Raw genomic sequence first — 24,210 nt, 5'->3', positions numbered from 1 at the left:
TCACAAAACCTTTAATTTTGTAAAGCAATAAATACAATACACATGAATTACCGAATTGAAAAAGACACAATGGGTGAGGTAAAAGTACCTGCCGACAAACTTTGGGGAGCACAAACAGAACGCTCTCGTAATAACTTTAAAATTGGTGCTTCTGCATCTATGCCATTAGAAATTGTAAATGGTTTTGCTTATTTAAAGAAAGCTGCAGCATATACGAATTGTGAGCTAAATGTGCTATCTAAAGAAAAGCGCGATTTAATTGCACAAGTATGTGATGAAATCTTAGAAGGTAAGCATAACGATCAATTTCCATTAGTGATTTGGCAAACGGGCTCTGGTACACAAAGTAACATGAATGTTAATGAAGTTGTTGCCAACCGAGCACATCAAATTGCAGGCCATGTTATAGGTGAAGGAGAAAAAACGATTCAACCCAATGACGATGTTAATAAATCACAATCGTCTAATGATACTTTTCCAACAGGAATGCATATTGCTGCTTATAAAAAAATTGTAGAAACAACGATTCCTGGTGTCATTCAATTACGAAACACGCTTCACAAAAAGTCCTTAGAGTTTAAAACGGTTGTAAAAATTGGTCGTACACATTTAATGGATGCGACTCCGTTGACTTTAGGCCAAGAGTTTTCAGGATATGTATCGCAATTAGATCACGGATTAAAAGCCTTAGAAAATACTTTAGCACACCTAAGCGAATTAGCATTAGGAGGAACAGCTGTAGGAACTGGCTTAAACACACCAGAAGGTTACGATGTTTTGGTTGCTAAATACATTGCAGAATTTTCAGGATTACCGTTTGTAACTGCAGAAAATAAATTTGAAGCTTTAGCAGCGCACGATGCGATAGTAGAAACCCATGGAGCTTTAAAATTATTAGCGGTTTCATTAAATAAAATTGCAAACGATATTAGAATGATGGCTTCTGGTCCGCGATCTGGAATTGGAGAAATTATTATTCCTGCAAACGAACCTGGAAGTTCAATTATGCCAGGAAAAGTAAACCCAACACAATGTGAAGCCTTAACTATGGTTTGCGCTCAAGTTATGGGTAACGATGTTGCTGTTTCTGTTGGTGGAACGCAAGGCCATTACGAGCTCAATGTGTTTAAACCAATGATGGCTGCCAATATTTTACAATCGGCACAATTAATAGGTGACGCTTGTGTGAGTTTCGAAGCGCATTGTGCTAGTGGTATTGAACCAAACCACCAAGTCATTAAAGAATTATTAAACAATTCATTAATGTTAGTCACTGCACTAAATACCAAAATTGGATATTACAAAGCCGCTGAGATTGCCAATACAGCACATAAAAACGGCACCACTTTAAAAGAAGAAGCTATTAATTTAGGTTATGTTTCTGCTGAAGATTATGACGAATGGGTAAAACCAGAAAATATGGTGGGTGCTTTAAAATAAAAATAGTAAAGCGATGACATATGCATTTCTTCGATTTTCATTGAGCTGATGTTATTGAATTATTTAGGAATAATCTCGCAACAGATGGTACAGAATCGTTTACTAAAATCTTGTAGCGGTAGACACAAGAAAAGTTCGGAATGTGTCCGTTTATAATGTATTAGGTAAACTAGTGCTCGATAGAAACTTTGCCGATGGTGAACTCCTAAATGTTACGGAATTAGCATCAGGTATCTATACTATTAAAATCGATAATAAAATGACTTCAAAATTCATAAAAGCATAAAGAAATCCTTTCATAAAATATTAAAAACGCTAGTTAATTGTTACTAGCGTTTTTTTTTATTCAAAAAAATAGCAATCTTTACAAAAAACACATCATTTATATGTCTTTACTGATCACCAACATCAAACAACTTATTCAAGTTCATGAACATAATACTACCATTATTAAAGGTAGCGACATGAAAAATTTACCAATTATAGAAAACGCTTACCTCTACATTGAGAACGACACTATAATAGAGTTTGGAGAAATGAATAATTGTGAAGGTTTTGATGCAGAAACCATTATTGATGCCACTGGCAAAATAGTTTTACCGACGTGGTGCGATTCTCATACGCACACTGTTTATGCAGGTGATAGAACATCTGAATTTGTAGACCGCATTAATGGGCTGTCTTATGCTGAAATCGCCCAAAAAGGTGGTGGAATTTTAAACTCTGCTAAAACACTTCAAAATACTTCGGAAGATGAATTATTTGAACAATCCTTAAAGCGATTAAACGAGCTCATTGCTATGGGAACTGGAGCTGTTGAAATAAAATCGGGTTACGGGTTAACGGTTGAAGCTGAGTTAAAAATGCTTCGCGTTATTAAACGCTTAAAGCAAGAAAGTTTAGCAAAAATAATTCCTACTTTATTGGCTGCGCATGCTATTCCGGAAGAATTTAAATCTAAGAAACAAGATTATATCAACTATATCACTGACGAGTTAATTCCTAAAGCAGCAGAATTAAATATTACAAATTTTGTCGATGTGTTTTGCGAAGAAGGCTACTTTGATATTAATGATACTGAAGCCATTTTAAAAGCAGGACAAACATTTAATTTACAGCCTAAGCTACATGTTAATCAGTTCAATATTCTAGGAGGCATTGCTCTTGGTGTAAAGTACAATGCGTTATCTGTAGATCATTTAGAAGAAATAAACGACAACGACATTGAAGCATTAAAAGGCAGTAACACTATTGCTGTTGCTTTACCTGGCTGCTCCTATTTTTTAAGTATTCCGTATACCCAAGCTCGAAAAATTATTGACGCTGGTTTACCTTTAGCCATTGCAACCGATTATAATCCAGGTTCTTCACCAAGCGGAAATATGAATTTTATAGTCAGTGCAGCGTGTGTGAAATTAAAACTAACACCAGAAGAAGCCATAAATGCTGCAACTGTAAATGGAGCTTATGCCATGGGAATTAGTAATATGTACGGCAGTATAACGCGAGGAAAGAAAGCGAATATTATTATTACAAAACCAATGAATCACTATAGCGAAATACCTTATGCGTTTGCTCACAACCCAATAGAGCAAGTGATTATTAATGGTCAACAGGTATAACAAAAAAAAAAAATCCAGAAGCGAACTTCTGGATTTTTAAAATGAATTAATTAAATAACTCTTAATTATCTCAATTCAAATTCTGAAGAAGATATTAAGGCCTTATCGCTAAATACATTTACTTTATAACGTCCTTCCTCAAACTTAGAGTCCTCTAATTCATTGATGTACTCACAAATGTTTAAGTTTCTGTTTTCATAATTAAATCTACTAATTAAACTGTAGTTTAGAACTTGATCTTCAAACTCTATCTGATCATTAGTCCCTAAAACGTTGTTTTTTGGGTCTATGACTTGCACATATAATTCTTTATCTCCACCTTCAGCCAGCATATTCTTAGCTACTGTAAAGCAAATTTTAATTTTATCGCTTCGTCTTGCACGTTCCGTTGGTATCTGCTTACCATTATTTCTTTCAATAACTCCCATTCCTACTAATCCTACGGTTTGTAATGCTGCTGCATCTTCAACAACTGTAGCCAGTTCTGTATTTTGTACTAAAAGTGAATCCGTAAACATAGTACGTTCAGCTAATTGAACTTGTGTACTATCTAAAGACGATGCTAAGTATTGGTTTTCACCTTTTAAACGATCATTTTCAGTCAACAACACATCCATCTCTTCTTGTAAAGCCATGTACTTCTTTTTGTAGTTCCATAAACTACCAACGCTATTTTGAGACACTTTTAACGAATCCATCAAGCCTTGTATACGCTCTCTAGCAGCCATTAAATCTTGATTTTTCACTTCGCTTTCTGCAATAGCTTCGTCATAATCTTTAGCCATGTTATTAAGGTCGTTCATGACTTGATTCTTTTCACTCACTAATAATTTTTCGTTCTCTTGCTTTTCATTGTAAAGTTTAGAGGTATAAAAAGCAGTGACTATAAATAATACTAATAATATGCCTAATCCTACCTTTAATCCTGTATTCGATTTTTGTGAACCTTCCATAAGTTAATTGATTTTAAGTATTGTTAATTCTTGTTTTTTTATTGTTGATTTAAGGTCAAAGTAACTAAATAAAAATGTACTTTTAATATTATATTTCTAATAATCGATCCTAATGCAACATCTTATAGTATTTACAGAAAAAGAAAAACAACAACTTTTAAAGAAACGTAAAGGTGAAACAAAATTTGGAGAACATATTCAGTTAATTCCTAACCTCACTAAGATATACGTTGATATTGTTAATTTAGATGTTGATTACGTTGTATTTGGAATTAATGAAGATATTGGAATTACGGCAAACCTCGGAAAAACAGGGGCTTACAAGGCTTGGGACGCGACTCTAAAAGTTTTGTTAAACATACAGAGTAATGCGCTTACCAATGCTAAACGCGTTTTAATATTAGGGCATTTAGATTACACAAAACAACGTAATGCGATTGCAGATTTAGATGTATCCAAAAAAAAGCAACTTTCCAAAGTTAGAAACCTTGTTGAAGATATAGATAAAGATGTAACGCATTTGGTATCTTCAATTATTAAAGCTGGTAAAACACCTATTATTATAGGAGGTGGTCACAACAACGCCTATGGAAATATTAAAGGTTGTGCTCTAGCTAATAACGAAAAAATAAATGTTGTGAATTTTGATGCGCACTCTGATTTTAGAGCAGAAGAAGGCAGACATAGTGGCAATGGGTTTAGTTATGCTTATGCTGAAGGGTTTTTAAAAAACTATTTTATTTTCGGGTTACATGAAAACTATACGTCTAGTAATTTACTAAATACACTAAAGAAAGTAAAATCAATAAACTACAATACTTACGAAGCTATTGAAATTAGAAATGAACTTGAGTATACCTCTGAAATGAAAAACGCGTTAAATCATGTTTCTGATAAAAAATTTGGAATTGAAATTGACTGTGACGCTATTAAAAACATACAAAGTAGCGCTATGACTCCAAGTGGTTTTAGCGTAAAACAAGCTAGGCAATTTGTAAATTACTTTGGTAAAGACGCCAATGCTACATATCTACATATTTGTGAAGCGGCACCAACAAAAAAATCTGAAACTAAAATAGGAAAGCTAATTACGTATTTAATTACTGATTTTATTAGAGCCCAAAAATCATAATAGCGTTATAATTAATACTCCAAATTGCTCAACATTAAGTCCTATTGTAGGATTTAAATCATTAATCTTATAGGTATATCTCTTTATTGGTAATAGCTTTGTATACTTAATAAAAGTAATTTAAAATAAAAACCCTCTTTCAAATTCATGAAAAAGGGGCTTTTAAAAACATCAAGCACGTGCAGGATTGTATTCTATGTAAACATAAAATCTATAACCCTAACCTTATAGTTAATCCTGCATTTGTACTTGATTTTCTACTATATCTTTAATCGGAACAATTAGTTTTCCTTCTGAATTTTTGAGTATTACTGAAATACTTTTTACAGCATCTATAGTATAAATCGTATCGTTAAAGGTAATTTTCTGTCCAACTTCAAACGTCTTACGTGCATAAAAAGTGTTCAATAATTTAGCCACAACTTCCCTTGCTCCTAAACCAAAGGCTATGGCAAATGCCAATAGGAAGCCAGCAATAATCATATTTATATTATTGCTAATAATTTCAGTATTTATACCAGCTTGATTTAAAGCTGTAATTGAAATGAATGTTAGCAATAGGAAAAAGACAATCTGGCTAATCAATTTTCCTCCTGATAAATCCATAGATTCAAATAATGACCTTAGCCCTTTTTTAACAAAATTGGCAAAAAGTAAACCAAGAATAAAAATAATTAGCGCAGCGAATAAATGTGGTAAATAAGCTAATAAAGCACTAATCTGATTAGATATAATTTCTAATCCCATTATGTCTGATGCTGTTATAATAAGAATAATATACAGTATCCATTTTACAAATTTTGAAATAATTTTGACAGTATCAAAATTGAACTTTTTACCTTCTACTATTTCAATATCATTAAGTTTATCATCTAATTTATTGACTTTGGCTAATTTTAAAACTTTCTTTATAAGTTTAATAACTAACTTGGTGACTATCCAACCAATAATTAAAACAATAAGTGCACCTAAAATATTCGGAAATATTTTAGTCATCTCAAACCACATGTTTGTTAAAGACTGCATGGCTATATCTTTAAATTCTGTTACTTTTTGCATATTACTTTTTTGTTAGGGTATGTTAGGTGTTTGTTATTTTCTTTTACTAGTGACACTATCTATTATATGACCAATATTGTACGAGAATAGTTCTGCCAACTCCATTAAGAGCTTAGCCATAGCAATATCGTGCATAACTTTTCCTTTCAGTTCTTGCGGAACTTCTTGCAACGGCTGGTCAATGTTCTTAAATGGATTTTCCATCTTTCTTATAGTTTGTGTACTTGAGTACTAGTTTTTCTTTAGCTCGTTTGATTCGCATTTTTACCGCACTTTCTCCAATATCTAAAACGTCAGCTAATTCTTTTATAGATAAATTATCTTGATATTTTAATAATAAAATCATTTTTTCATCAGGCGAAATCAACTCCATGACTTCCTTTAGCTGCCCTACCCTCATATTTTGAAATTCGCGAGTAGAATCTACATCTTCACCTATATTTTCAATATCTACATATTCTGAACTAACAGATTTCTTTTCAAACTTTTTTGCCGTATTTCTAGTGACGTAATTTACACAATGGTTATAAGTGAATGCATATAACCATGTAGAAAATTTAGACTTGCCTTTAAAACTAGCTAATTTTACAAATACTCTTAAAAATACATCTTGAGTTAAATCTTTAGCCTCATCGACACCGTTAGCAAACCCATAACATTTATTATAAACCATTGAAGCATACCTATCATAGAGCACCTCAAACAACATAGTGTCGTTTGTTTTCACGATTGCTTCTACAAGCGCTTCATCGGTTAGGGTTTGAATAGCGTCTTTTGTCAAGGGGTAAATTGATCTTTTCAGTTAGTATTTAAATGTAAGACACAATAATTTAATTAAGGTCACAATTAAGCACAAAAAAACGAACTTTTTTAAGTTCGCTTTTTTAAGAATGCTTTTTAGATGATGAAATCAAACATATTGAGGATTATATTAGCTTAGAACACATGCGTTTTAAAACCTTAGTAACAAGAGAAACCACAACAACTATTGAAGCTAAGTTGCCTAAATCACAAATTTTTACGCATTCATCATTCTTACATCGTTGCTATATCAAAAATACAGTCATATACAAATGAACACGTTACAGTTAGTCGAAAAGCGCTTTCCATTAGTCGAAGTTATTAGAAAGAAGTTTTGAAACGTCTATAAAAAGATTAACTTTAAGAAATAAACACCCAAATCTTAACGTTATACAGCATCTGCTTTTGGATAGAAATATGGTTATATGAAAGATTACCTACATAATACTATTCCTAATTTAAAACCTTTTAATTATGAGCGTCATCACGATTCTCACTTTATAAATAAACAATGGGTTTTAGTCAATGGTATTTCTAAAAAGAAATCTATTTATACGTTTAAAGCAGATAATATTCTTGAAATTTCTAGAAAAAATAATGTCATTAAAACATTTTGGAATATTAACATTCAGAATAGTTTCACAATTAAAACTGAAGATGGCATTATAACTGTAAAGGCGTTTTTTAAAGATGATGATATATTAGTTCTTAACAACCAAGACAAAGACGAGTTTGCGATGTACATTAATGCTTCCAACTATGATAATGATTTAAATTCAGTAGAAGACATTCAGGCTTTCTTAAAAGATAAATACAAAAAGAAAGTGAGTACCATCATTTATGATCACGAATTCTACTACATTGAAAAATCAAAAGAGTTTGGGCCATATAAAGTGGAAGTTTTAGCCGAAAAAGTAAAAACAGGTGACATCAGTGCCTATTGTTTTGTAAGAGATGTTAATGAATATGATTACAGTAATCGCTTACGAATTGAAGATTTGATTCAGGAACTTTGATGATTAGTGGTCAGTTCTCAGTGGTCAGTGTTCAGTGTTCAGTGTTCAGTGTTCAGTGTTCAGTGTTCAGTGTTCAGTGTTCAGTGTTCAGTAATATACTTCTTTTGAATTCAACATACTGAAAATAAAAAACCAATAATCTATATTATTTAGCAAGGCTTCTCAGTGAATCTTCGCGCAAACTCCGTGAAACTCAGCGTTAATATTTTTTCTCGCAAAGCCGCAAAGACGCTAAGACTTAACTCCTCAAAAAGCTGTATCAAGTTTTAATATGTTATTGATAACTACTAAAAAAGTTGAAGTTTAAAAGAATTTCTCCATGAATCTTCGTGCAAACTCCGTGAAACTCAGCGTTAATATTTTTCTCACGAAGCCGCAAAGACGCAAAAACTTAAATCCTCAAAAAAGCTGTATCAGGTTTTAATATGTTATTGATAACTACTAAAAAAGTTGAAGTTTAAAAGAATTTCTCCATGAATCTTCGTGCAAACTCCGTGAAACTCAGCGTTAATATTTTTCTCACGAAGCCGCAAAGACGCAAAAACTTAAATCCTCAAAAAAGCTGTATCAGGTTTTAATATGTTATTGATAACTACTAAAAAAGTTGAAGTTTAAAAGAATTTCTCCATGAATCTTCGTGCAAACTCCGTGAAACTCAGCGTTAATATTTTTCTCACGAAGCCGCAAAGACGCAAAAACTTAAATCCTTAAAAAAGCTGTATCAGGTTTTAATAAGTTATTGATAACTACTAAAAAGTTGAAGCTTAAAAGAATTTCTCAGTGAATCTTCGTGCAAACTCCGTGATACTCAGTGTAAATATTTTTCTTGCGAAGCCGCAAAGACCCTAAGTTTTGGTTGTAGAATTTTTTCAAGAAGCTCTTGTCAAAAAAAAAGCGAAAATCTTTATCAGAAATTCGCTTTTGAATTATTTACAATGAAAAATTACTATTCTTGTAATCCAGGAATTGCAACCATTTCATTAACATCCTTATCGTAATCAACTCCTTCAACATTAAAACCAAAGAGATTAAAGAAATCGGTTTTATAACCTTCTAAATCGCCTATATTTGGTAAAGTTTCGGTTGTAGCGTCCTTCCAAAGTTCTAAAACTTTAGCTTGAATATCATCGCGCATTTCCCAATCATCGACACGTATTCTTCCAGCGTCATCTAATTGCAAGTCTTCAGCATATAGACGCTCGTTAAATAAACGCTCAATTTGCTCAATACAACCTTCATGAATGCCCTCTTCTTTCATCACTTTATACAACAATGAAATGTATAACGGAATTACCGGAATTGCAGAACTCGCCTGTGTTACTAAAGCTTTATTTACAGACACATACCCTTTTCCGTTAATGTCTTTTAGAGAATCTGTGATTTTAAACGCTGTAGCTTCTAAGTGGTCTTTAGCTTTACCGATGGTGCCTTTTCTATAAACCGCCTCAGTTAATGAAGGCCCAATATAAGAATAGGCCACCGTTTTAAAATCTTTAGATAAAACATTTTCAGATTTTAAAAGATCAATCCACATTTGCCAATCTTCGCCACCCATTACAGCAATAGTATTATCAATGTCGTCACCTGAACATGGTTCTATTGAAATCTCTTTTACAACTCCAGTATGAAAATCTACAGTATTGTTTGTAAATGTATCACCTATTGGTTTTAATACGGATTTATAACGTTTTCCAGTATCTGGATGCGTTCTTACAGGTGATGCCAAACTGTATATTAGCATATCAATTTCACCCAAATCCTCTTTAATTAATTGTAAAGTTTGTGCTTTTATATCGTGCGAAAACGCATCACCATTGATACTTTTAGCATATAAACCATCTTTATGCGCTTGGGTTTCAAAAGCAGCACTATTGTACCAACCTGGTGAGGCAGGACGACCTTCTGATGGTGGTTTTTCAAAAAACACACCAATGGTCGAAGCTTCCGATCCGTAAGCACTCGTTATACGCGATGCTAAACCAAAACCGGTTGATGCTCCAATAACTAATACTTTTTTTGGACCATTAGTTGTTGATGGTTTTGATTTTATATAATCAATTTGATTTAATACATTTTTTTCACAACCTGTTGGATGCGACGTTAAACAAATAAATCCTCTTGTTTTTGGTTCTATTATCATATCTAAAGTCTATACGTGTAATGCTCTATCATCTGTTGCCGCTAATGCTGCTTCTTTTACAGCTTCTGCAAATGTTGGATGTGCATGAGACATACGCGAAATATCTTCGGCCGAAGCTCTATATTCCATAGCTGTAACGGCTTCTGCGATTAAATCGGCACAACGTGCACCAATCATGTGTACACCTAATACTTCATCTGTAGATTTATCGGCTAAGATTTTTACAAAACCATCAAGATCTCCACTGGCTCTTGCGCGTCCTAATGCTCTGAATGGAAACTGTCCCACTTTATAATCTACATTATCGGCTTTTAATTCTTCTTCTGTTTTACCAACAGCAGCGACTTCTGGCCACGTGTAAACCACGCCTGGAATTAAATTATAATCTATATGTGGTTTTTGTCCTGCCATAGTTTCAGCAACAAAAACACCTTCTTCTTCAGCTTTGTGAGCTAACATCGCCCCTTTAATAACATCACCAATCGCATAAATATTAGATACATTGGTTTGTAAATGCTCATTGACTTCAACCTGTCCTCTATCGTTCATTTTTACACCTGCAGCGTCAAGATTTAAACCATCTGTATAAGGACGACGACCAACAGATACTAAACAATAATCGCCTTTAAATTCTACGACTTCGCCTTTTTTGTTTTCAGCTTTAACGATGACCTCATCACCTTTACGATCCACAGATTGCACCTTGTGAGAGAGCATCATTTTGCATTTCGCTTTCTTAAAGACTTTATTCAATTCTTTAGACAAACCAGCATCCATAGTAGGAATAATTCTGTCCATATATTCTATAACAGTAACCTCAGCACCCAAACGACGGTACACTTGTCCTAGTTCTAACCCAATAACTCCACCACCAATAATAATTAAGTGTTTAGGAATTTCTTTTAGCTCTAATGCTTCTGTTGATGTAATTACACGTTCTTTATCTAACTCAATAAATGGTAAGTTAGAAGGTTTAGAACCAGTAGCGATAATGATTTTTTTGGCTTCAATCTCTTGCGCATCTTTACCTTCAATAGTAATATGAGTCGCATCTTTAAATGATCCTAAGCCTTCAAATACATCGATGTTATTTTTCTTCATTAAGTAATCGATTCCACCTGTAGTTTGGTCTACAACAGCTTGTTTACGACCGATCATTTTTTCAAGATTCACTTTAATATCTCCAGGAATTTCGATACCATGATCTTCAAAATGTTTAGTGGCTTCTTCATAATGATGCGAAGAACTTAACAACGCCTTACTTGGAATACAACCTACGTTTAAGCAGGTGCCACCAAGTGTTGAATATTTTTCAATAATGGCAGTTTTCATGCCTAATTGCGCACAACGGATTGCTGCTACATAACCTCCAGGTCCAGAACCAATTATTGCTACATCGTATGATTTCATATATATATAAATTTTCTAATAATTAAAGAGATACTTCGACAAGCTCAGCATGACAAAGCGAATACAAAAATACACTTTTGATTAATAATTCACGAATTTTAAAACTGCTTAATCAGAAACAAAATTAGTAATTATTTTTACCTAAATCTTCTAAAACCCAATCCAATTCTGGATCGGTATTATTTAAGCGATCCTCATAACTCGGTAGGATTTCTACATCTGGTTTTACGCCATAACCGTCTGGAGTTATTTTATGAGGTGCATCTATATGTGCAAGTCCTATTCTAGCACGTACTTTTGTGTTTGGCAGCTCGTAAACTTTATACATTCCTGCAACGGTTCCGTTATATGCACCTCCTGTTTCTTCGCCAACAAAAGTTACGCGATTGTCTCCATCCAATTTTGACGATAAAATAGAAGAAGCGGAGAATGAATTTCCATTAATTAACACATAAATTTTGCCTTTAAAATTTAACGAATTAGGTTCTTTTTCTTTTGCTGAATTAAACCTGTAATATAATTGTCCATCTTTTTTACTAGATTTTAGATACTCAATAGGAGCAATTATTGGTGCTATTAAACCTCCCAAAATCTTTAACCCTGTTGGTGTCGTATTACTCATTAAACTTTTTAATAATGGAAATCTAGTGTTGACTTCACTTGGATTTATCATGGTGTAGTTTTTATCGGTTAAATAAGAATAGAGATAAGTAATTTCTTTTAATCGTCCACCGAAGTTATTTCGTAAATCGATGATTAGTGCTTCAGATTTCAGCGAGTCTATGGTTTTAAAACTTTCTTCGTAAAAGTTTTTATAGTTTCCTCTAGTAAAACCTCTAATTTTCAACAATGCAACCGAACTATCTTTACCGACAAACTTTAAATTTCTAGTGTATTCATTTCTGTCATAAATAAATCCGTGATCCCGTTTGTACTTTCTCTCAGCCTTTAATTTTATTTTTTTCGCTTTTTTCTCAGATTTTGTAAGTTTTGGTAGCTTCTTTTTTAGGGCGTCTAAAGAATCCATTTTAATAGAGTCTTTCTTTAATTGCATAGCGTCCGTCTTTAAAACCCGTTTATAACTTTTAATAAAAATTGAGTCTAAGTTTCTAAGTGTAAAACTAATACTATCAAATCGGCCTTTATCTTTAACATAATACGCTAAGAAACGGTTTCCTGCAACTCTATTATGAAAGGTCGTATTATAACCATCTGATGCTATAATTTTATTGTATTCTTTAATTAAATCTTGTGGCGTTTCATCCGCTACTTTTAATACTTCGGCATTAATTAAAACCGAGTCGTTTCCTCTAGCGTTCACAATAAAAAGCTTTTCGTCTAAATATTCGAAATCTAAATTATTGATGTCAAATTTTGAGCCCTTTAATGCCTTTCTTTCTTTTCGTGTAAACTGTTTGCTAGGAGGTGACAACGACATATGGCCTTGACCAACATATTTAGTTACTGCCGCTAATTGTTTGTAAAGAGTTCTACTATCCATTGGTTCATCAATGGCTTTTTTTAAGCTATCAAATTTAAAATCTAAAATGGCTTTAGATGTAAACTGATACAAATGTGGATGGTGTCTTTGAAGCTGCTCGTAAACTTTATCTATGTCTTGGTGTAAATGTTTTACGGCATGTAATTTTGTGACTTGATAGTTATGTTTTTCAACACTCGCACAAGATGATAATAGCACTAATATGAGACTAAGGGGTAGTAATATTATTTTTCTCATAGGAATTGATTTTAAAACTGATTGATGATTTAATTAGATCTTTTTTAAGAATAGACGTAAAAATATTGCTAATCGTTGCTTTATGAAATAATTTAAAGGAAAATTAGGATATAATTTTAGGTATAAAAGCGAAAAACTCTCTAATTTATTGGAATTATATAACAAGATGATGGACACAAATTTGAACAAAAAAATAGTCCAAACTATGAGATTAAAAAATAATCTTATAGAATGGACATATTTTCCCCTTAATCGCTAATAGCACTTCAAAATTGCATTTTAAAACAAAAATTAGCAATACTCAATTTGAGTATTTTACCGTATTTATAACCAATGTTGATTCACTTTTAGCATGCCAATCAACTCTCCTGTAGATGACACATTAAACTTTTTTAATATATTTCTTCGATGCGTATCAACCGTATGAGGACTGATACTTAGTCTTTTAGAAATCTGTTTACTCGTATGATTCAACACCAATAACCTGATGACATCGCGCTCTCTGTTACTAACATCTTCAGTTAGTAACTTTTGAGAAAAGTTATTAAAATAGTGTGTTTCATATTCGTTATTAGCATTTAGAATTTTAGCAGATGCAGTAATATCCATTTTTATATGAGGATCTAAAACGGTGTAATGTGCTAATCCTATTATTGGTTTTCCGTCTGAATCGAAATCCAAAGGTGTGGTATTCTGAATGATATTAACATAAACATCATTCGCATTTTTTATCCTAAAATTCCAAGTGTAATTTGTGTCTTTACGTTTATGTACTGAAACTTCACTAAGTGTAAATTCCATTAAACTATTAAGTGCACTAAGCCAAGCATCAATATCGTCTGGGTGAATTCTATTCCAAAAATAACGCATGCCATGTACTTTTAACTCCTGAGCATCAAGCCCAAGACAAGCCGTATAATTTTTACTAATATACTCAAAGGTTAAATTTTGTGTATTTGTAATACAAAAAAACGTAGAACTATATGGTAGAAACGCATCGAGTTCCATGATCTTTTTTATATGTTCTTTTAGCGAAGGTGTATCGTAAGATTTAAATATAAGTTTATATAAATCTTTGATATGCGTTTGTTTCATATGCTAAAATTAAAAATTTTATTTAAAACATAATCACATTAATGAAATTGCAGTGGTATGCTTTACTTCATTTATCATAAACATGCTATGTGTACTTCCAATATGGTCTATTTTGGTTAGCTTTTCTACCATAAATTCTCTAAACGCTGTCATATCCTTGACTAGAACTTTAAGTAAATAATCGTAATCACCACTGAGGTGATAGCATTCTAAAACCTCATTTAGTTGTTTTACTTCACGTTCAAACATCACCACATAATCTTGTGAATGTTGTACCAATTTTACATGACAAAACGCAACAAAGTCTTTTTGTATTTTACTCTTATCAACCAACGCAACATACTGCTTTACGATACCACTCTTCTCGAGTTTTCTAATACGCTCATAAACGGCAGTTACTGATAAATTTAACTGCATTGATAAGGCTTTATTGGTCTGTTTACTATCGGTTTGAAGTAAATGAAGAAGTTTTCTGTCAATGGCATCAAAAATCATAGGTGTTGTTTTTTCGGAAATAATTGTAATTCATCCAAATATAATTAAAACAAAACTATAACTATTAGTTTTTACAGTATATTAATCTAAATATTACCTACATCATTGATATATCATCTAAATATATCGAAATTTGAACTACATAAACACTAAAACAGCTACTATGACTTTTAAACCGGCAAATAACATTCAAGATTTACAGTACTTTGGCGAATTTGGTGGAGTTAATCCATCTATTTCAGATTCTTCAACCTATACCTTCTTATCAGCAAAAACAATGTTCGATACCTTTGAAGGTAATGCTGATGGTTGTTACCTTTATTCGCGTCATTCGTCGCCTTCAAATTTATATTTAGGTGAAGCTTTAGCAGCAATGGAAGGTACAGAAACGGCAACCGTTACAGCTTCTGGAATGGGAGCCATTACTCCGGTTGTATTGCAGCTTTGTGACGCTGGAGATCATGTGGTAAGTAGCAGAACGATTTACGGAGGTACGTATGCGTTCCTAAAAAACTTTGTTCCACGTTTAGGTATAAACACAACATTTGTAGATATTACTAAACTTGCTAGTGTTGAAGCCGCAATAACACCTAAAACAAAGATTTTATACTGTGAATCAATTAGCAATCCATTACTCGAAGTCGCCGATATAACTGGTTTGGCACTACTAGCAAAAAAGCACAATCTAAAATTAGTTGTAGATAATACGTTTTCTCCACTATCCATTTCTCCAGTTAATATGGGAGCCGATATTGTCATTCATAGTTTAACCAAATTCATCAATGGCTCTTCTGATACTGTTGGTGGTGTGGTTTGTGGCTCACAAGAATTTATAGATGATTTACGGAACGTCAATAGTGGTGCTGCCATGTTATTAGGGTCCACGATGGATAGTTTGCGTTCGGCTTCGGTATTAAAAAATCTAAGAACACTACATATTAGAATGATGCAACACAGTTATAACGCATCGTATTTAGCAGAGCGTTTTGAAAACGATGGATTAAAAACGGTGTATCCTGGCTTAGCCTCTCACCCATCGCACGAGTTCTTCAAATCCATGATGAATGAAAAATATGGTTTCGGAGGTATGATGACGATCGATGTTGGATCTTTAGATAAAGCAAATGCCTTAATGGAACTGATGCAAGAACGCAACCTTGGCTATTTGGCAGTAAGCTTAGGATTCTACAAAACCTTATTTAGTGCACCAGGAAGCTCTACCTCTTCTGAAATCCCTGAAGATGAACAAGAAGCCATGGGCTTGAGTGATGGTTTAATTCGATTTTCAATTGGGTTAGATGCCGATATTGAACGTACTTATAAAACGATGAAAGCTTGCATGGAAAAATTGAATATTCTTTAAGTAAAAATCATACGTATACAATTAAAGGTTAGATCCTTATACAACAATAAGCGTCTAACCTTTTTTTTACGTCATATTCTATGATTTGTATTCCATTTGCATTTGACTTCACAAAATCGTAACATTACAACACTAAACTGAATGAAAATGCAAGACAACGACGAACTAAGTGAGATCCAACTCGAAGATCAAAAAATTATAGATAATAAAGAACTTAGTTTTCTTGAAGCCCTCATTCCTGTTGTCATTTTAGTAGGACTATTAGCTTATAACATTTTTTTTGTTGAAGATCAAGAATGGTTTGGTGGTTACACCAATCAAATCATCTTATTAATTGGTGGCGGAATCGCAGCTGGTGTTGGTTTTTTTAATAAAGTGAGTCTTACAACCATGCTAAAAGAGGTTTGGGAAAACCTTAAAAGCGTTTTTGTGCCTATTATGATTTTGTTTTTGGTCGGAGCACTGTCCGGTACGTGGTTAGTGAGCGGAGTGATTCCCGCCATGGTTTATTATGGCTTAAAAGTCTTAAGTCCTGAAATATTTCTACCAGCTTCTGTTATTATTGCCGCTGTAATATCCATCGCAACAGGGAGTTCTTGGACCACCTCGGCAACTGTTGGTATTGCCCTAGTGGGTATCGGAACAGCCTTAGGAATTAATCCAGGTATGATTGCTGGTGCTGTAATATCTGGCGCTTATTTTGGAGATAAAATGTCGCCATTAAGTGATACCACCAATTTAGCTCCTGCCATGGCTGGTACCGATTTATTTACGCATATTAAATACATGGCGATTACTACGGTTCCAACCATAATTATAACATTAATCGTATTTGGTATTATTAGTTTTAATATTGATCCTAAAGGAGGTTCTGATACTACCTTTATTTTGAGCACAATAGATACTTATTTTAATATTACACCATGGTTATTTTTAGTTCCAGTAGCAGTTGTAGGCTTAATATTATTAAAAGCAAAGCCATTAGTTGCTTTGGTTTCAGGAGTTTTGATGGCTATTATTTTTGCATTTATTTTTCAACCTAAATTAATTAGTACTATAACCGATTCGTCTACAACCACTATAGTTAATTCAATATTAACCGATACTAATATCACTATCTCAGATGAAAATTATTTAGCTGCTTTATCTGAAGCTGATATAAAAAGAATTAACAATGACGAAGGTAAACTCGAAAAATTATTTACGGATGATGATTTAAAAGGAGTTTACACTTTACAGACACTTAAAGAATTTTTCTCTACAGACTATGACGACACTTCAATAATTGCAAATAAGGCAGAAAATTTAGATAAACTAATAACTATTAAAAGGCTTAAAAAATTATTTAGTGCTGGCGGTATGAATGGCATGCTTTGGACCATATACCTAATTGTGTGTGCCATGGTTTTTGGAGGAGTAATGGATGGAATCGGAGCTTTAGCTAGAATCACAAAAGCCTTATTGTCTATAGCGACTTCTATATTTGGACTATTCACCAGTACCGTTTTGAGTTGTATAGGACTTAATATTGTGGCTTCAGATCAATATTTAGCGATTGTCATTCCCGGAAAAATGTTTAAACAAGCCTATGAAGACAGAGGCTTAGCACCAGAAAACTTAAGTCGTACGCTTGAAGATTCTGGAACCGTAACCTCTGTTCTTATTCCTTGGAACACCTGTGGTGCTTACCAAAGTGGTGTTTTAGGTGTCGGTGTGGGCGAATACATTGGTTATGCCATTTTTAACTGGTTAAGTCCGTTCACAACTTTAGTTTTTGCTGCATTTAGAATTAAAATTAAGATGCTAAAAAATAAATAGTTTTTAATTATCACAATTAAAAATTGTCATAGCTAAAATCTATTGCTTTATTAAAATTTAAAATTTACTTAACGCATTATTTCACTAATGAAAGGTATCTTTGTAGTAGAAAATAATTAACCATTTAAAACTATAAAAATATGGCATTAGTAGGAAGACAATTCCCAGATTTAGAAGTAAACGCAATGAATGAAATGGGCGATACTTTTAAGGTAAATGTATTAGAAGAAGCAAAAAACAACAATAAAAAAGTAGTCCTTTTTTGGTATCCAAAAGATTTCACTTTTGTTTGCCCAACAGAATTACATGCTTTCCAAGCAGCACAAAGTGAATTCGAAAAAAGAAACACTATCGTTATTGGTGCATCTTGTGATACTGCAGAAGTTCACTTTGCATGGTTAAGCACCTCTAAAGATAATGGAGGGATTGAAGGCGTAACCTACCCAATATTAGCAGACTCTAACCGTAACTTAGCGTCAGCATTAGGTATCTTAGATACATTTAATGAGCAATTTGATGAAGAAACAGGATTAGTAACTGTTGAAGGTGACAACGTAACTTACAGAGCAACTTACATCATTGATGAAGAAGGAACAATTCAACATGAAAGCGTTAACAACATGCCATTAGGTAGAAACGTTAACGAATATTTGAGAATTATCGATGCGTTAACGCATGTACAAGAAAAAGGTGAAGTTTGTCCTGCAAACTGGGAAGAAGGTAAAGATGCTATGCAAGCCAATGCTAAGGGAACTGCTGAATACTTAGCGTCTCATTAATAGCTAATTTTAGACCTGACAGGTTTTAAAAATCTGTCAGGTTTATAAAAAAAATCAAACTATGATACAAGAATTAGAACAAGATAATCTTCAAGATATTATTAATGGTAATGATACAGTAATCGTTCAGTATTCTGCGACATGGTGTGGCAATTGTCGTATAATGAAACCTAAATTTAAGAAGTTAGCAACAGAAAATGAAGGTCCAACGTTTGTTATCGCTGATGCAGAAAAGTTTCCTGAAAGTAGAAAATTAGCAAGTGTTGACAATTTACCAACCTTTGCAACATTTAAAAGTGGCGAATTTAAAAGCCAAGTACAAACCAATAAGTTCGATGTTTTAAAAGAACTTGTTGACGATGTCATTTAACACCCAATTGGCAGATTGAGCACAATCCAAACCTCGCTATAGACACCACTGTTAATTTGCGCATTTGCGAGATCAAAATATGTTTTGAGCAAAGATCGCTTACAACGTAAGTCGAAACCTCATAACAACACAAAACACCACTAGCACATGAAACTACCTGTAATAAAACACTTAACGCAATTCATTGAAGATAATGATGAAGATTACATCGTTGAAACTATTGAAACTTTAGAACACTTAACAGAAGTGCCGTCACTTAAAGATGAAGAACTAGACGTTATTGGAGAACTTATTTCTAATATGTACGGAGCTATTGAAGTCCATAAAATGATTAAAGATGGTGCCACTAAAAAAGATGCTGTTAACGACTTTATGAAACGCGTTTTAGGCTCTATTGATAAGTAAGTAGAAAAAGAAAAATTATCGAATATAAAAACCACTTGGCGATAGCTTGGTGGTTTTTGCATTTTATAGGGTTTTGGAATATGAGTTTTGAGCATTACGGTTTACCGTAAGCACTTTTTACTAGAACCGTTTATCTTGGCTGTTGAATACGAGACCTATACGTAACGTTACGTATTGATTTATAGAGGTAAAAGAATTAGATTTGTTATTGTTACCTCAGAAAGATGAGTAACCTATTATAATAGGTTTTATATATGGGGTCTGAATGATAAATATTTATATATAACACGTTGTAAGTAATTTATGAAAAAAAACACTAACTATATTATTAATATTTTATTCTGTGATTATAGGTTATTCTCAATCAATAAAAATTGAAGAAATTAATTGCAAACTGTCAAAGAATGAATTAATGGATGTTAAAAATATTATTCAATTTGAATCTGAATTTTACAAAGAAATGTTGGACATAAATCCCGAAAAATTGATTGTAAAAATTAAAATATTTGGCAACTATAGAAGGTATAAAATGTATCAAAAACGTATTTCGAAAAACAATTCTAATACTGGTTTTTATTCTCAAAAATTAAAAACAGCTGTTATTTATAAAAATGAAAACTTCATTAAAACTATTTCCCATGAGGTAAGTCATGTAATTATGAGAAGCGCAATTAACCCAGTACCAAAATGGATAAATGAAGGTTTCGCAGAATGGTTTGAAGGATTCTATTTTTTAAATAATAAAATGATAATAAATATTCAAATTAAAAAGATAAATAAAGTAAGGAATTGGATTAAAACAAATAAACTTGTAATAAATGACTTTTTAAATCTCTCAAATAAACAGTGGTTAGCAATGAATAAAAGTCCAAAAAATTTTTCTTACGCAGTATCGTACTGTATTATTTATTTTTTACAATTAGAACATCCAAATATCAATAAAAAGATGCTGACTGAAATTAAGCTGGGAAAAAGTTCTAAAGAAGCAATAAATAATTCTTACCCAGGAGGTTTAAATAAGTTTGAAAATGACTTTATGGAATATTATGGAAAATAAAAACTACTTACAACACCGTGTATAATTCATTGCTAGTTATAACCTACTTACGAAAGTTCTTGCGGACTTTCTATCTGTGATTTATTTGCTAAATTTAGTGCTTAAACACGCAACGAAATCATACACAAACACGTTGGCCGTAATACGACCAAAAATCATCAGACAAAGTAGGTTTGACTATATCATTCTTAGATTTGGAAAAGTGAAAGGAGCATTTTAGAGCCAACTTTGTATTCTAATTTTAAATAAAAAACAATGAATACAAAAAAAGTATGGTTTATTACAGGTGCATCAAAAGGTCTGGGATTAACATTAGCCAAAAATTTATTAGCAGAAGGATTTAGTGTTGCTGCTACTTCTAGAAACAAACAATCCTTAGTTACTGCTATTGGAGAAGAGAATAAAACATTCTTACCCATTGAAATGGATGTAACCCAAAACCAAGATGTTAAAAAAGCTATTGAAGCTACAATTAACCATTTTGGCAAGTTAGATATTTTAGTCAATAACGCTGGTTATAGCCAGATTGGGACATTAGAAGAACTTTCCGAAACGGAAGTAGAGGCGAACTTTAAAGTAAATGTATTCGGCTCATTAAACGTTATTAGAAATGCCACACCTTATCTACGCAAGCAAAACTCTGGACATATTTTCAATATTGCTTCCATAGGTGGTTATACAGGAAATTTTGCTGGTTTTGGTATTTACTGTTCAACAAAATTTGCGGTTGCTGGTTTTACCGAAGCATTAGCAGAAGAAATGAAACCGTTTGGCATACATACCACTTTAGTGTATCCTGGATATTTTAGAACCAATTTTTTAGCCGAAGGTTCTGTTCAAACACCTGCTAAACCTATTGAAGCTTATAAAACTGCTCGTGAAATGGAACAGGCACACTTAAAAGATATTAATGGCAATCAACCCAATGACCCAGAAAAAGCTGCTAAAGTTTTTATCGCTTTAAGCGAACAAGAGCAACCACCAATTCACTTTTTTATGGGAGAAGATGCCTATCATTATGCGAATCTTAAAATTGAAACAATTCAAAATGCAATGGCGGAAAATAAGAATTTAGCAACTTCAACAGGATTTAATAAATGAAAACTTCAATAACATCACAAATATTCATCTTTATTTTATTTACAATATGTACTACGGCTTGTTGTCAAGAAATGAATCAAACCGAAAGAAATAAGAATACAGTTAAAATAGCATTTGAAAAATGGACAACTTCAGAAAGTAGTTTTTTTGATCTGTTAGCTAATGATGTAATATGGACGGTGACTGGGAAATCACCTTATTCAGGAGTTTATAAAGGCAAAAATGATTTTATGCAAAACGCGGTGATTCCCATTACTTCTAATTTAAAAAACAATATAAAACCAGCATTAATAGCAATTACAGCAGAAGATGATGTGGTTTGGTTAAATTGGAAAGGAACAGCAACCACGATAACAGATGAAACATACGAAAATCATTATGCTTGGATGCTTATTTTCAAAAACGATTCTATTGTAAAAGCTAACGCTTTTTTAGATAGCTACGAACTTTCAAAATTAAAAGATATGTCAAACAACACTATTGAAACCATAGAAGAATCCAAAGAATACATCGGTATATGGGTAACAGAAGGTGGTAATATACGTCACGAATTATTGCCTAACAATCGCTATGACGAAGCAAGAGGAAACAAGAAAAGTGCTTATCAAGGCGACTATAAGGTTACTGGAAATCATATTGATTATAAAGATGATACTGGCTTTACAGCAGATGGAGAATTCAAAAATGGAATTTTGTATCACGCAGGAATGGTACTGTACAAAGAAAATTAATGCTTAAATTTATGGAATGAAAACAATGTATCAATTTAAATCTCTTAGTGAATTTCATAGGTATAGTAATTTACCAAAACCAGAACACCCATTAATTAGTTTAGTAGATTACAGTGAAGTTAATTACCCTACAGATTCAGATGAAATTAAATGGGTTCAAGATTTTTATACGATTGGATTAAAGCGGAATGTCAGTGAGAAGTTTAATTACGGACAACAAAAATATGATTTTAATGAAGGTGTATTTTCGTTTGTTGCACCAAAACAAATGCTTACGATTAAAATAAATCAGAATATAAAAGCAAATGCGTCTGGATGGCTTCTTCTTATCCATCCAGACTTTTTATGGAATACATCGTTAGCAAAATCTATTAAAAATTATGACTTTTTTGGATATTCGGTTAATGAAGCTCTTTTTCTTTCTGAAAAAGAGGAACATATTATCATTGACATTTTAAAACATATACAAAGAGAATATCAGTCTAATATTGACAAATTCAGTCAAAACATTATCATTTCGCAGATTGAATTATTGCTCAATTATGCTGAACGTTATTATGAGAGACAATTTATTACAAGAAAAATCAGTAATCATCAAATCCTTGCAAGGCTCGAAGAAAAATTAAATAATTATTTTAAAAGTAGTGAGATTCTAATTAATGGCGTTCCAACGGTTACCCAAATCGCAAATGATTTAAACCTTTCGCCCAATTACCTAAGTAGTATGCTGAAAATGATTAGCGGCCAAAGCACACAACAACATATACAGAACAAGATAATTGAAAAGGCCAAAGAAAAATTATCTACTACAGAATTAAGTATAAGCGAAATCGCTTATGAATTAGGTTTTGAATATCCTGCTTCATTTAGTAAGTTATTTAAGAATAAAACTGATATTTCACCTATTGCATTTAGACAGTCTTTTAATTGAATATAAAGTACTACCGCTAACACCGTATCTAATTTATTGCTGCTTCTTGCTTACATTCGAAAGTCCTCGCGGACTTTCTTGGTCGGTAATTATTTACTAAATTAGTTGCTTAAACCAAGTAACTAACCATACATAAACACGTAGCCAATTTGCAAAAATCACTCATTGCGTTAAGGTCCGGAATACACCAACGACAAATAGAATATGAATAACATAATAGTCGACTTAAAAACTGAAAACAACTTTGCGTTTGGAAAGTTATACCAAGATAATTTTGGTAAAATTTCAAATTTCGTGCAAAACAACAGCGGAAATTTAGCCGATGCAGAAGACCTTTTTCAGGAAGCAATGATGGTGCTTGTTGAAAAACTTCGTCAAGATGATTTTCAATTGACGGCTTCAATAGATACATATGTCTATGCCATTTGTAAAAATCTATGGTTCAAAAAGCTTCGAGACAAAAATTATGAACTTTCCGTTGACGAATTACAATCTTTTGACTTCTTAACCTCTATTAATGATTCCATTGAAGAGGAAAAAACGTATTTAGAAAAACTAAAAGGGTACTTACTTAAAATAACAGACCATTGTAACCGACTTATTCACGACATTTTTTTTAAAGAAAAAGCCATAGACCAAATTCAAAAAGATTATGGCTACTCTACGCGACATAACGCTCAAAATCAAAAACATAAGTGTGTTGAACAAATCAGAAAAGTAAAGGAGGAAGACAAGCAAAAAAAAAAAATATAAA

General features: G+C 32.6%; 24 protein-coding genes and 1 pseudogene. 16 read left to right on the top strand and 9 right to left on the bottom strand.

The features are described 5' to 3' along the window. Positions 1-42: 42 nt before the first annotated feature. The 3 genes and pseudogenes from fumC to hutI all read left to right on the top strand — a co-directional run bounded on the left by fumC (position 43) and on the right by hutI (position 3,062). Complete coding sequence (gene fumC / locus K1X16_RS11415) at positions 43-1,440, top strand: class II fumarate hydratase (RefSeq protein WP_225036280.1); 1,398 nt, start codon at positions 43-45, stop codon at positions 1,438-1,440. A gap of 139 nt (positions 1,441-1,579) precedes the next feature. Then, positions 1,580-1,726: pseudogene (locus K1X16_RS11410) on the top strand (T9SS type A sorting domain-containing protein); the annotation flags it as partial. Positions 1,727-1,826: 100 nt separating this feature from the next. Then, the gene (gene hutI / locus K1X16_RS11405; RefSeq protein WP_225036276.1) at positions 1,827-3,062 is read left to right on the top strand and encodes an imidazolonepropionase; all 1,236 of its coding nucleotides are present in this window, start codon (positions 1,827-1,829) and stop codon (positions 3,060-3,062) included. A 65-nt stretch (positions 3,063-3,127) separates the two neighbouring features. On the opposite strand, the gene K1X16_RS11400 is transcribed toward hutI, so the two are convergent. Then, entirely contained in the window at positions 3,128-4,015 is an 888-nt protein-coding gene (locus tag K1X16_RS11400) for a chromosome partitioning protein ParA (protein ID WP_195870883.1), read from the bottom strand. A 112-nt stretch (positions 4,016-4,127) separates the two neighbouring features. On the opposite strand from K1X16_RS11400, the gene K1X16_RS11395 reads away from it, so the two are divergent. Then, positions 4,128-5,147: a formimidoylglutamase gene (locus tag K1X16_RS11395; RefSeq protein ID WP_225036275.1), complete on the top strand. Its 1,020-nt coding sequence runs from the start codon at positions 4,128-4,130 to the stop codon at positions 5,145-5,147. Between the two features lie 231 nt (positions 5,148-5,378). Here the strand turns inward: K1X16_RS11395 and K1X16_RS11390 are convergent, their stop codons facing one another. From K1X16_RS11390 to K1X16_RS11380, 3 genes are read right to left on the bottom strand one after another with little or no spacing between them, the layout of a single operon-like run. After that, positions 5,379-6,206 carry a mechanosensitive ion channel family protein gene (locus tag K1X16_RS11390; protein ID WP_195870885.1) on the bottom strand — a complete coding sequence of 276 codons (828 nt, stop codon included), beginning with the start codon at positions 6,204-6,206 and terminating at the stop codon, positions 5,379-5,381. Positions 6,207-6,239: 33 nt separating this feature from the next. Further along, positions 6,240-6,410, bottom strand: coding sequence for a hypothetical protein (locus tag K1X16_RS11385; protein WP_195870886.1), 171 nt, complete (start codon positions 6,408-6,410; stop codon positions 6,240-6,242). Continuing rightward, positions 6,394-6,987 (bottom strand): RNA polymerase sigma factor, encoded by a 594-nt coding sequence (locus K1X16_RS11380; protein WP_195870887.1) that lies wholly within the window; start codon positions 6,985-6,987, stop codon positions 6,394-6,396. Before K1X16_RS11380 ends, K1X16_RS11385 begins: the two co-directional genes overlap by 17 nt. 207 nt (positions 6,988-7,194) lie before the next feature. Here K1X16_RS11380 and K1X16_RS18090 point away from each other — a divergent pair, with 207 nt between their 5' ends. Beyond that, positions 7,195-7,332 carry a LytTR family transcriptional regulator DNA-binding domain-containing protein gene (locus K1X16_RS18090; RefSeq protein ID WP_225036274.1) on the top strand — a complete coding sequence of 46 codons (138 nt, stop codon included), beginning with the start codon at positions 7,195-7,197 and terminating at the stop codon, positions 7,330-7,332. A gap of 100 nt (positions 7,333-7,432) precedes the next feature. Further along, the gene (locus K1X16_RS11370; RefSeq protein WP_195870889.1) at positions 7,433-8,023 is read left to right on the top strand and encodes a hypothetical protein; all 591 of its coding nucleotides are present in this window, start codon (positions 7,433-7,435) and stop codon (positions 8,021-8,023) included. Between the two features lie 946 nt (positions 8,024-8,969). Here the strand turns inward: K1X16_RS11370 and fabV are convergent. From fabV to K1X16_RS11345, 5 genes are all read right to left on the bottom strand, one after another. Next, positions 8,970-10,163 (bottom strand): enoyl-ACP reductase FabV, encoded by a 1,194-nt coding sequence (fabV, locus tag K1X16_RS11365; RefSeq protein WP_195870890.1) that lies wholly within the window; start codon positions 10,161-10,163, stop codon positions 8,970-8,972. 9 nt (positions 10,164-10,172) lie between these two features. Beyond that, positions 10,173-11,573, bottom strand: coding sequence for a dihydrolipoyl dehydrogenase (lpdA, locus tag K1X16_RS11360; RefSeq protein WP_195870891.1), 1,401 nt, complete (start codon positions 11,571-11,573; stop codon positions 10,173-10,175). A gap of 124 nt (positions 11,574-11,697) precedes the next feature. Then, a complete protein-coding gene (locus K1X16_RS11355; RefSeq protein ID WP_225036273.1) occupies positions 11,698-13,311 on the bottom strand; it encodes a S41 family peptidase in 1,614 nt (537 codons plus the stop codon). Between the two features lie 324 nt (positions 13,312-13,635). Continuing rightward, the gene (locus K1X16_RS11350) at positions 13,636-14,406 is read right to left on the bottom strand and encodes a LuxR C-terminal-related transcriptional regulator (RefSeq protein ID WP_225036272.1); all 771 of its coding nucleotides are present in this window, start codon (positions 14,404-14,406) and stop codon (positions 13,636-13,638) included. A gap of 33 nt (positions 14,407-14,439) precedes the next feature. Next, positions 14,440-14,901, bottom strand: coding sequence for an Lrp/AsnC family transcriptional regulator (locus tag K1X16_RS11345; RefSeq protein ID WP_195870894.1), 462 nt, complete (start codon positions 14,899-14,901; stop codon positions 14,440-14,442). Between the two features lie 163 nt (positions 14,902-15,064). Between K1X16_RS11345 and K1X16_RS11340 the strand changes: the two genes are divergently transcribed. From K1X16_RS11340 to K1X16_RS11295, 10 genes are all read left to right on the top strand, one after another. After that, positions 15,065-16,264 (top strand): aminotransferase class I/II-fold pyridoxal phosphate-dependent enzyme, encoded by a 1,200-nt coding sequence (locus tag K1X16_RS11340; protein WP_225036271.1) that lies wholly within the window; start codon positions 15,065-15,067, stop codon positions 16,262-16,264. Positions 16,265-16,411: 147 nt separating this feature from the next. Continuing rightward, on the top strand, positions 16,412-18,082 hold the full coding sequence (locus K1X16_RS11335; RefSeq protein WP_225036270.1) for a Na+/H+ antiporter NhaC family protein: 1,671 nt from the start codon (positions 16,412-16,414) through the stop codon (positions 18,080-18,082). Positions 18,083-18,222: 140 nt separating this feature from the next. Beyond that, positions 18,223-18,861: a peroxiredoxin gene (locus K1X16_RS11330; RefSeq protein WP_195870897.1), complete on the top strand. Its 639-nt coding sequence runs from the start codon at positions 18,223-18,225 to the stop codon at positions 18,859-18,861. Between the two features lie 61 nt (positions 18,862-18,922). Then, positions 18,923-19,231 carry a thioredoxin family protein gene (locus K1X16_RS11325; protein ID WP_225036269.1) on the top strand — a complete coding sequence of 103 codons (309 nt, stop codon included), beginning with the start codon at positions 18,923-18,925 and terminating at the stop codon, positions 19,229-19,231. Positions 19,232-19,378: 147 nt separating this feature from the next. Then, the gene (locus tag K1X16_RS11320) at positions 19,379-19,636 is read left to right on the top strand and encodes a DUF6952 family protein (RefSeq protein ID WP_195870899.1); all 258 of its coding nucleotides are present in this window, start codon (positions 19,379-19,381) and stop codon (positions 19,634-19,636) included. Positions 19,637-19,979: 343 nt separating this feature from the next. After that, positions 19,980-20,693, top strand: a complete 714-nt coding sequence (locus K1X16_RS11315) for a DUF1570 domain-containing protein (protein WP_225036268.1) — start codon at positions 19,980-19,982, stop codon at positions 20,691-20,693. A gap of 255 nt (positions 20,694-20,948) precedes the next feature. Continuing rightward, entirely contained in the window at positions 20,949-21,794 is an 846-nt protein-coding gene (locus K1X16_RS11310) for an SDR family oxidoreductase (RefSeq protein ID WP_225036266.1), read from the top strand. Beyond that, positions 21,791-22,525 (top strand): Atu4866 domain-containing protein, encoded by a 735-nt coding sequence (locus K1X16_RS11305; RefSeq protein WP_225036264.1) that lies wholly within the window; start codon positions 21,791-21,793, stop codon positions 22,523-22,525. The genes K1X16_RS11310 and K1X16_RS11305 overlap by 4 nt, the downstream gene beginning before the upstream one ends. A gap of 25 nt (positions 22,526-22,550) precedes the next feature. After that, on the top strand, positions 22,551-23,456 hold the full coding sequence (locus tag K1X16_RS11300) for a helix-turn-helix domain-containing protein (RefSeq protein ID WP_225036557.1): 906 nt from the start codon (positions 22,551-22,553) through the stop codon (positions 23,454-23,456). Between the two features lie 204 nt (positions 23,457-23,660). After that, positions 23,661-24,209 (top strand): RNA polymerase sigma factor, encoded by a 549-nt coding sequence (locus K1X16_RS11295; protein ID WP_225036262.1) that lies wholly within the window; start codon positions 23,661-23,663, stop codon positions 24,207-24,209. The last annotated feature ends 1 nt before the right edge of the window (position 24,210 follow it).

The organism is Winogradskyella sp. SM1960 (assembly GCF_020179375.1).
GTDB classification, from domain to species: domain Bacteria; phylum Bacteroidota; class Bacteroidia; order Flavobacteriales; family Flavobacteriaceae; genus Winogradskyella; species Winogradskyella marina.
Note: the sequence above shows the minus strand (reverse complement) of the source record. Positions and strands in the feature narration are given on the sequence as shown.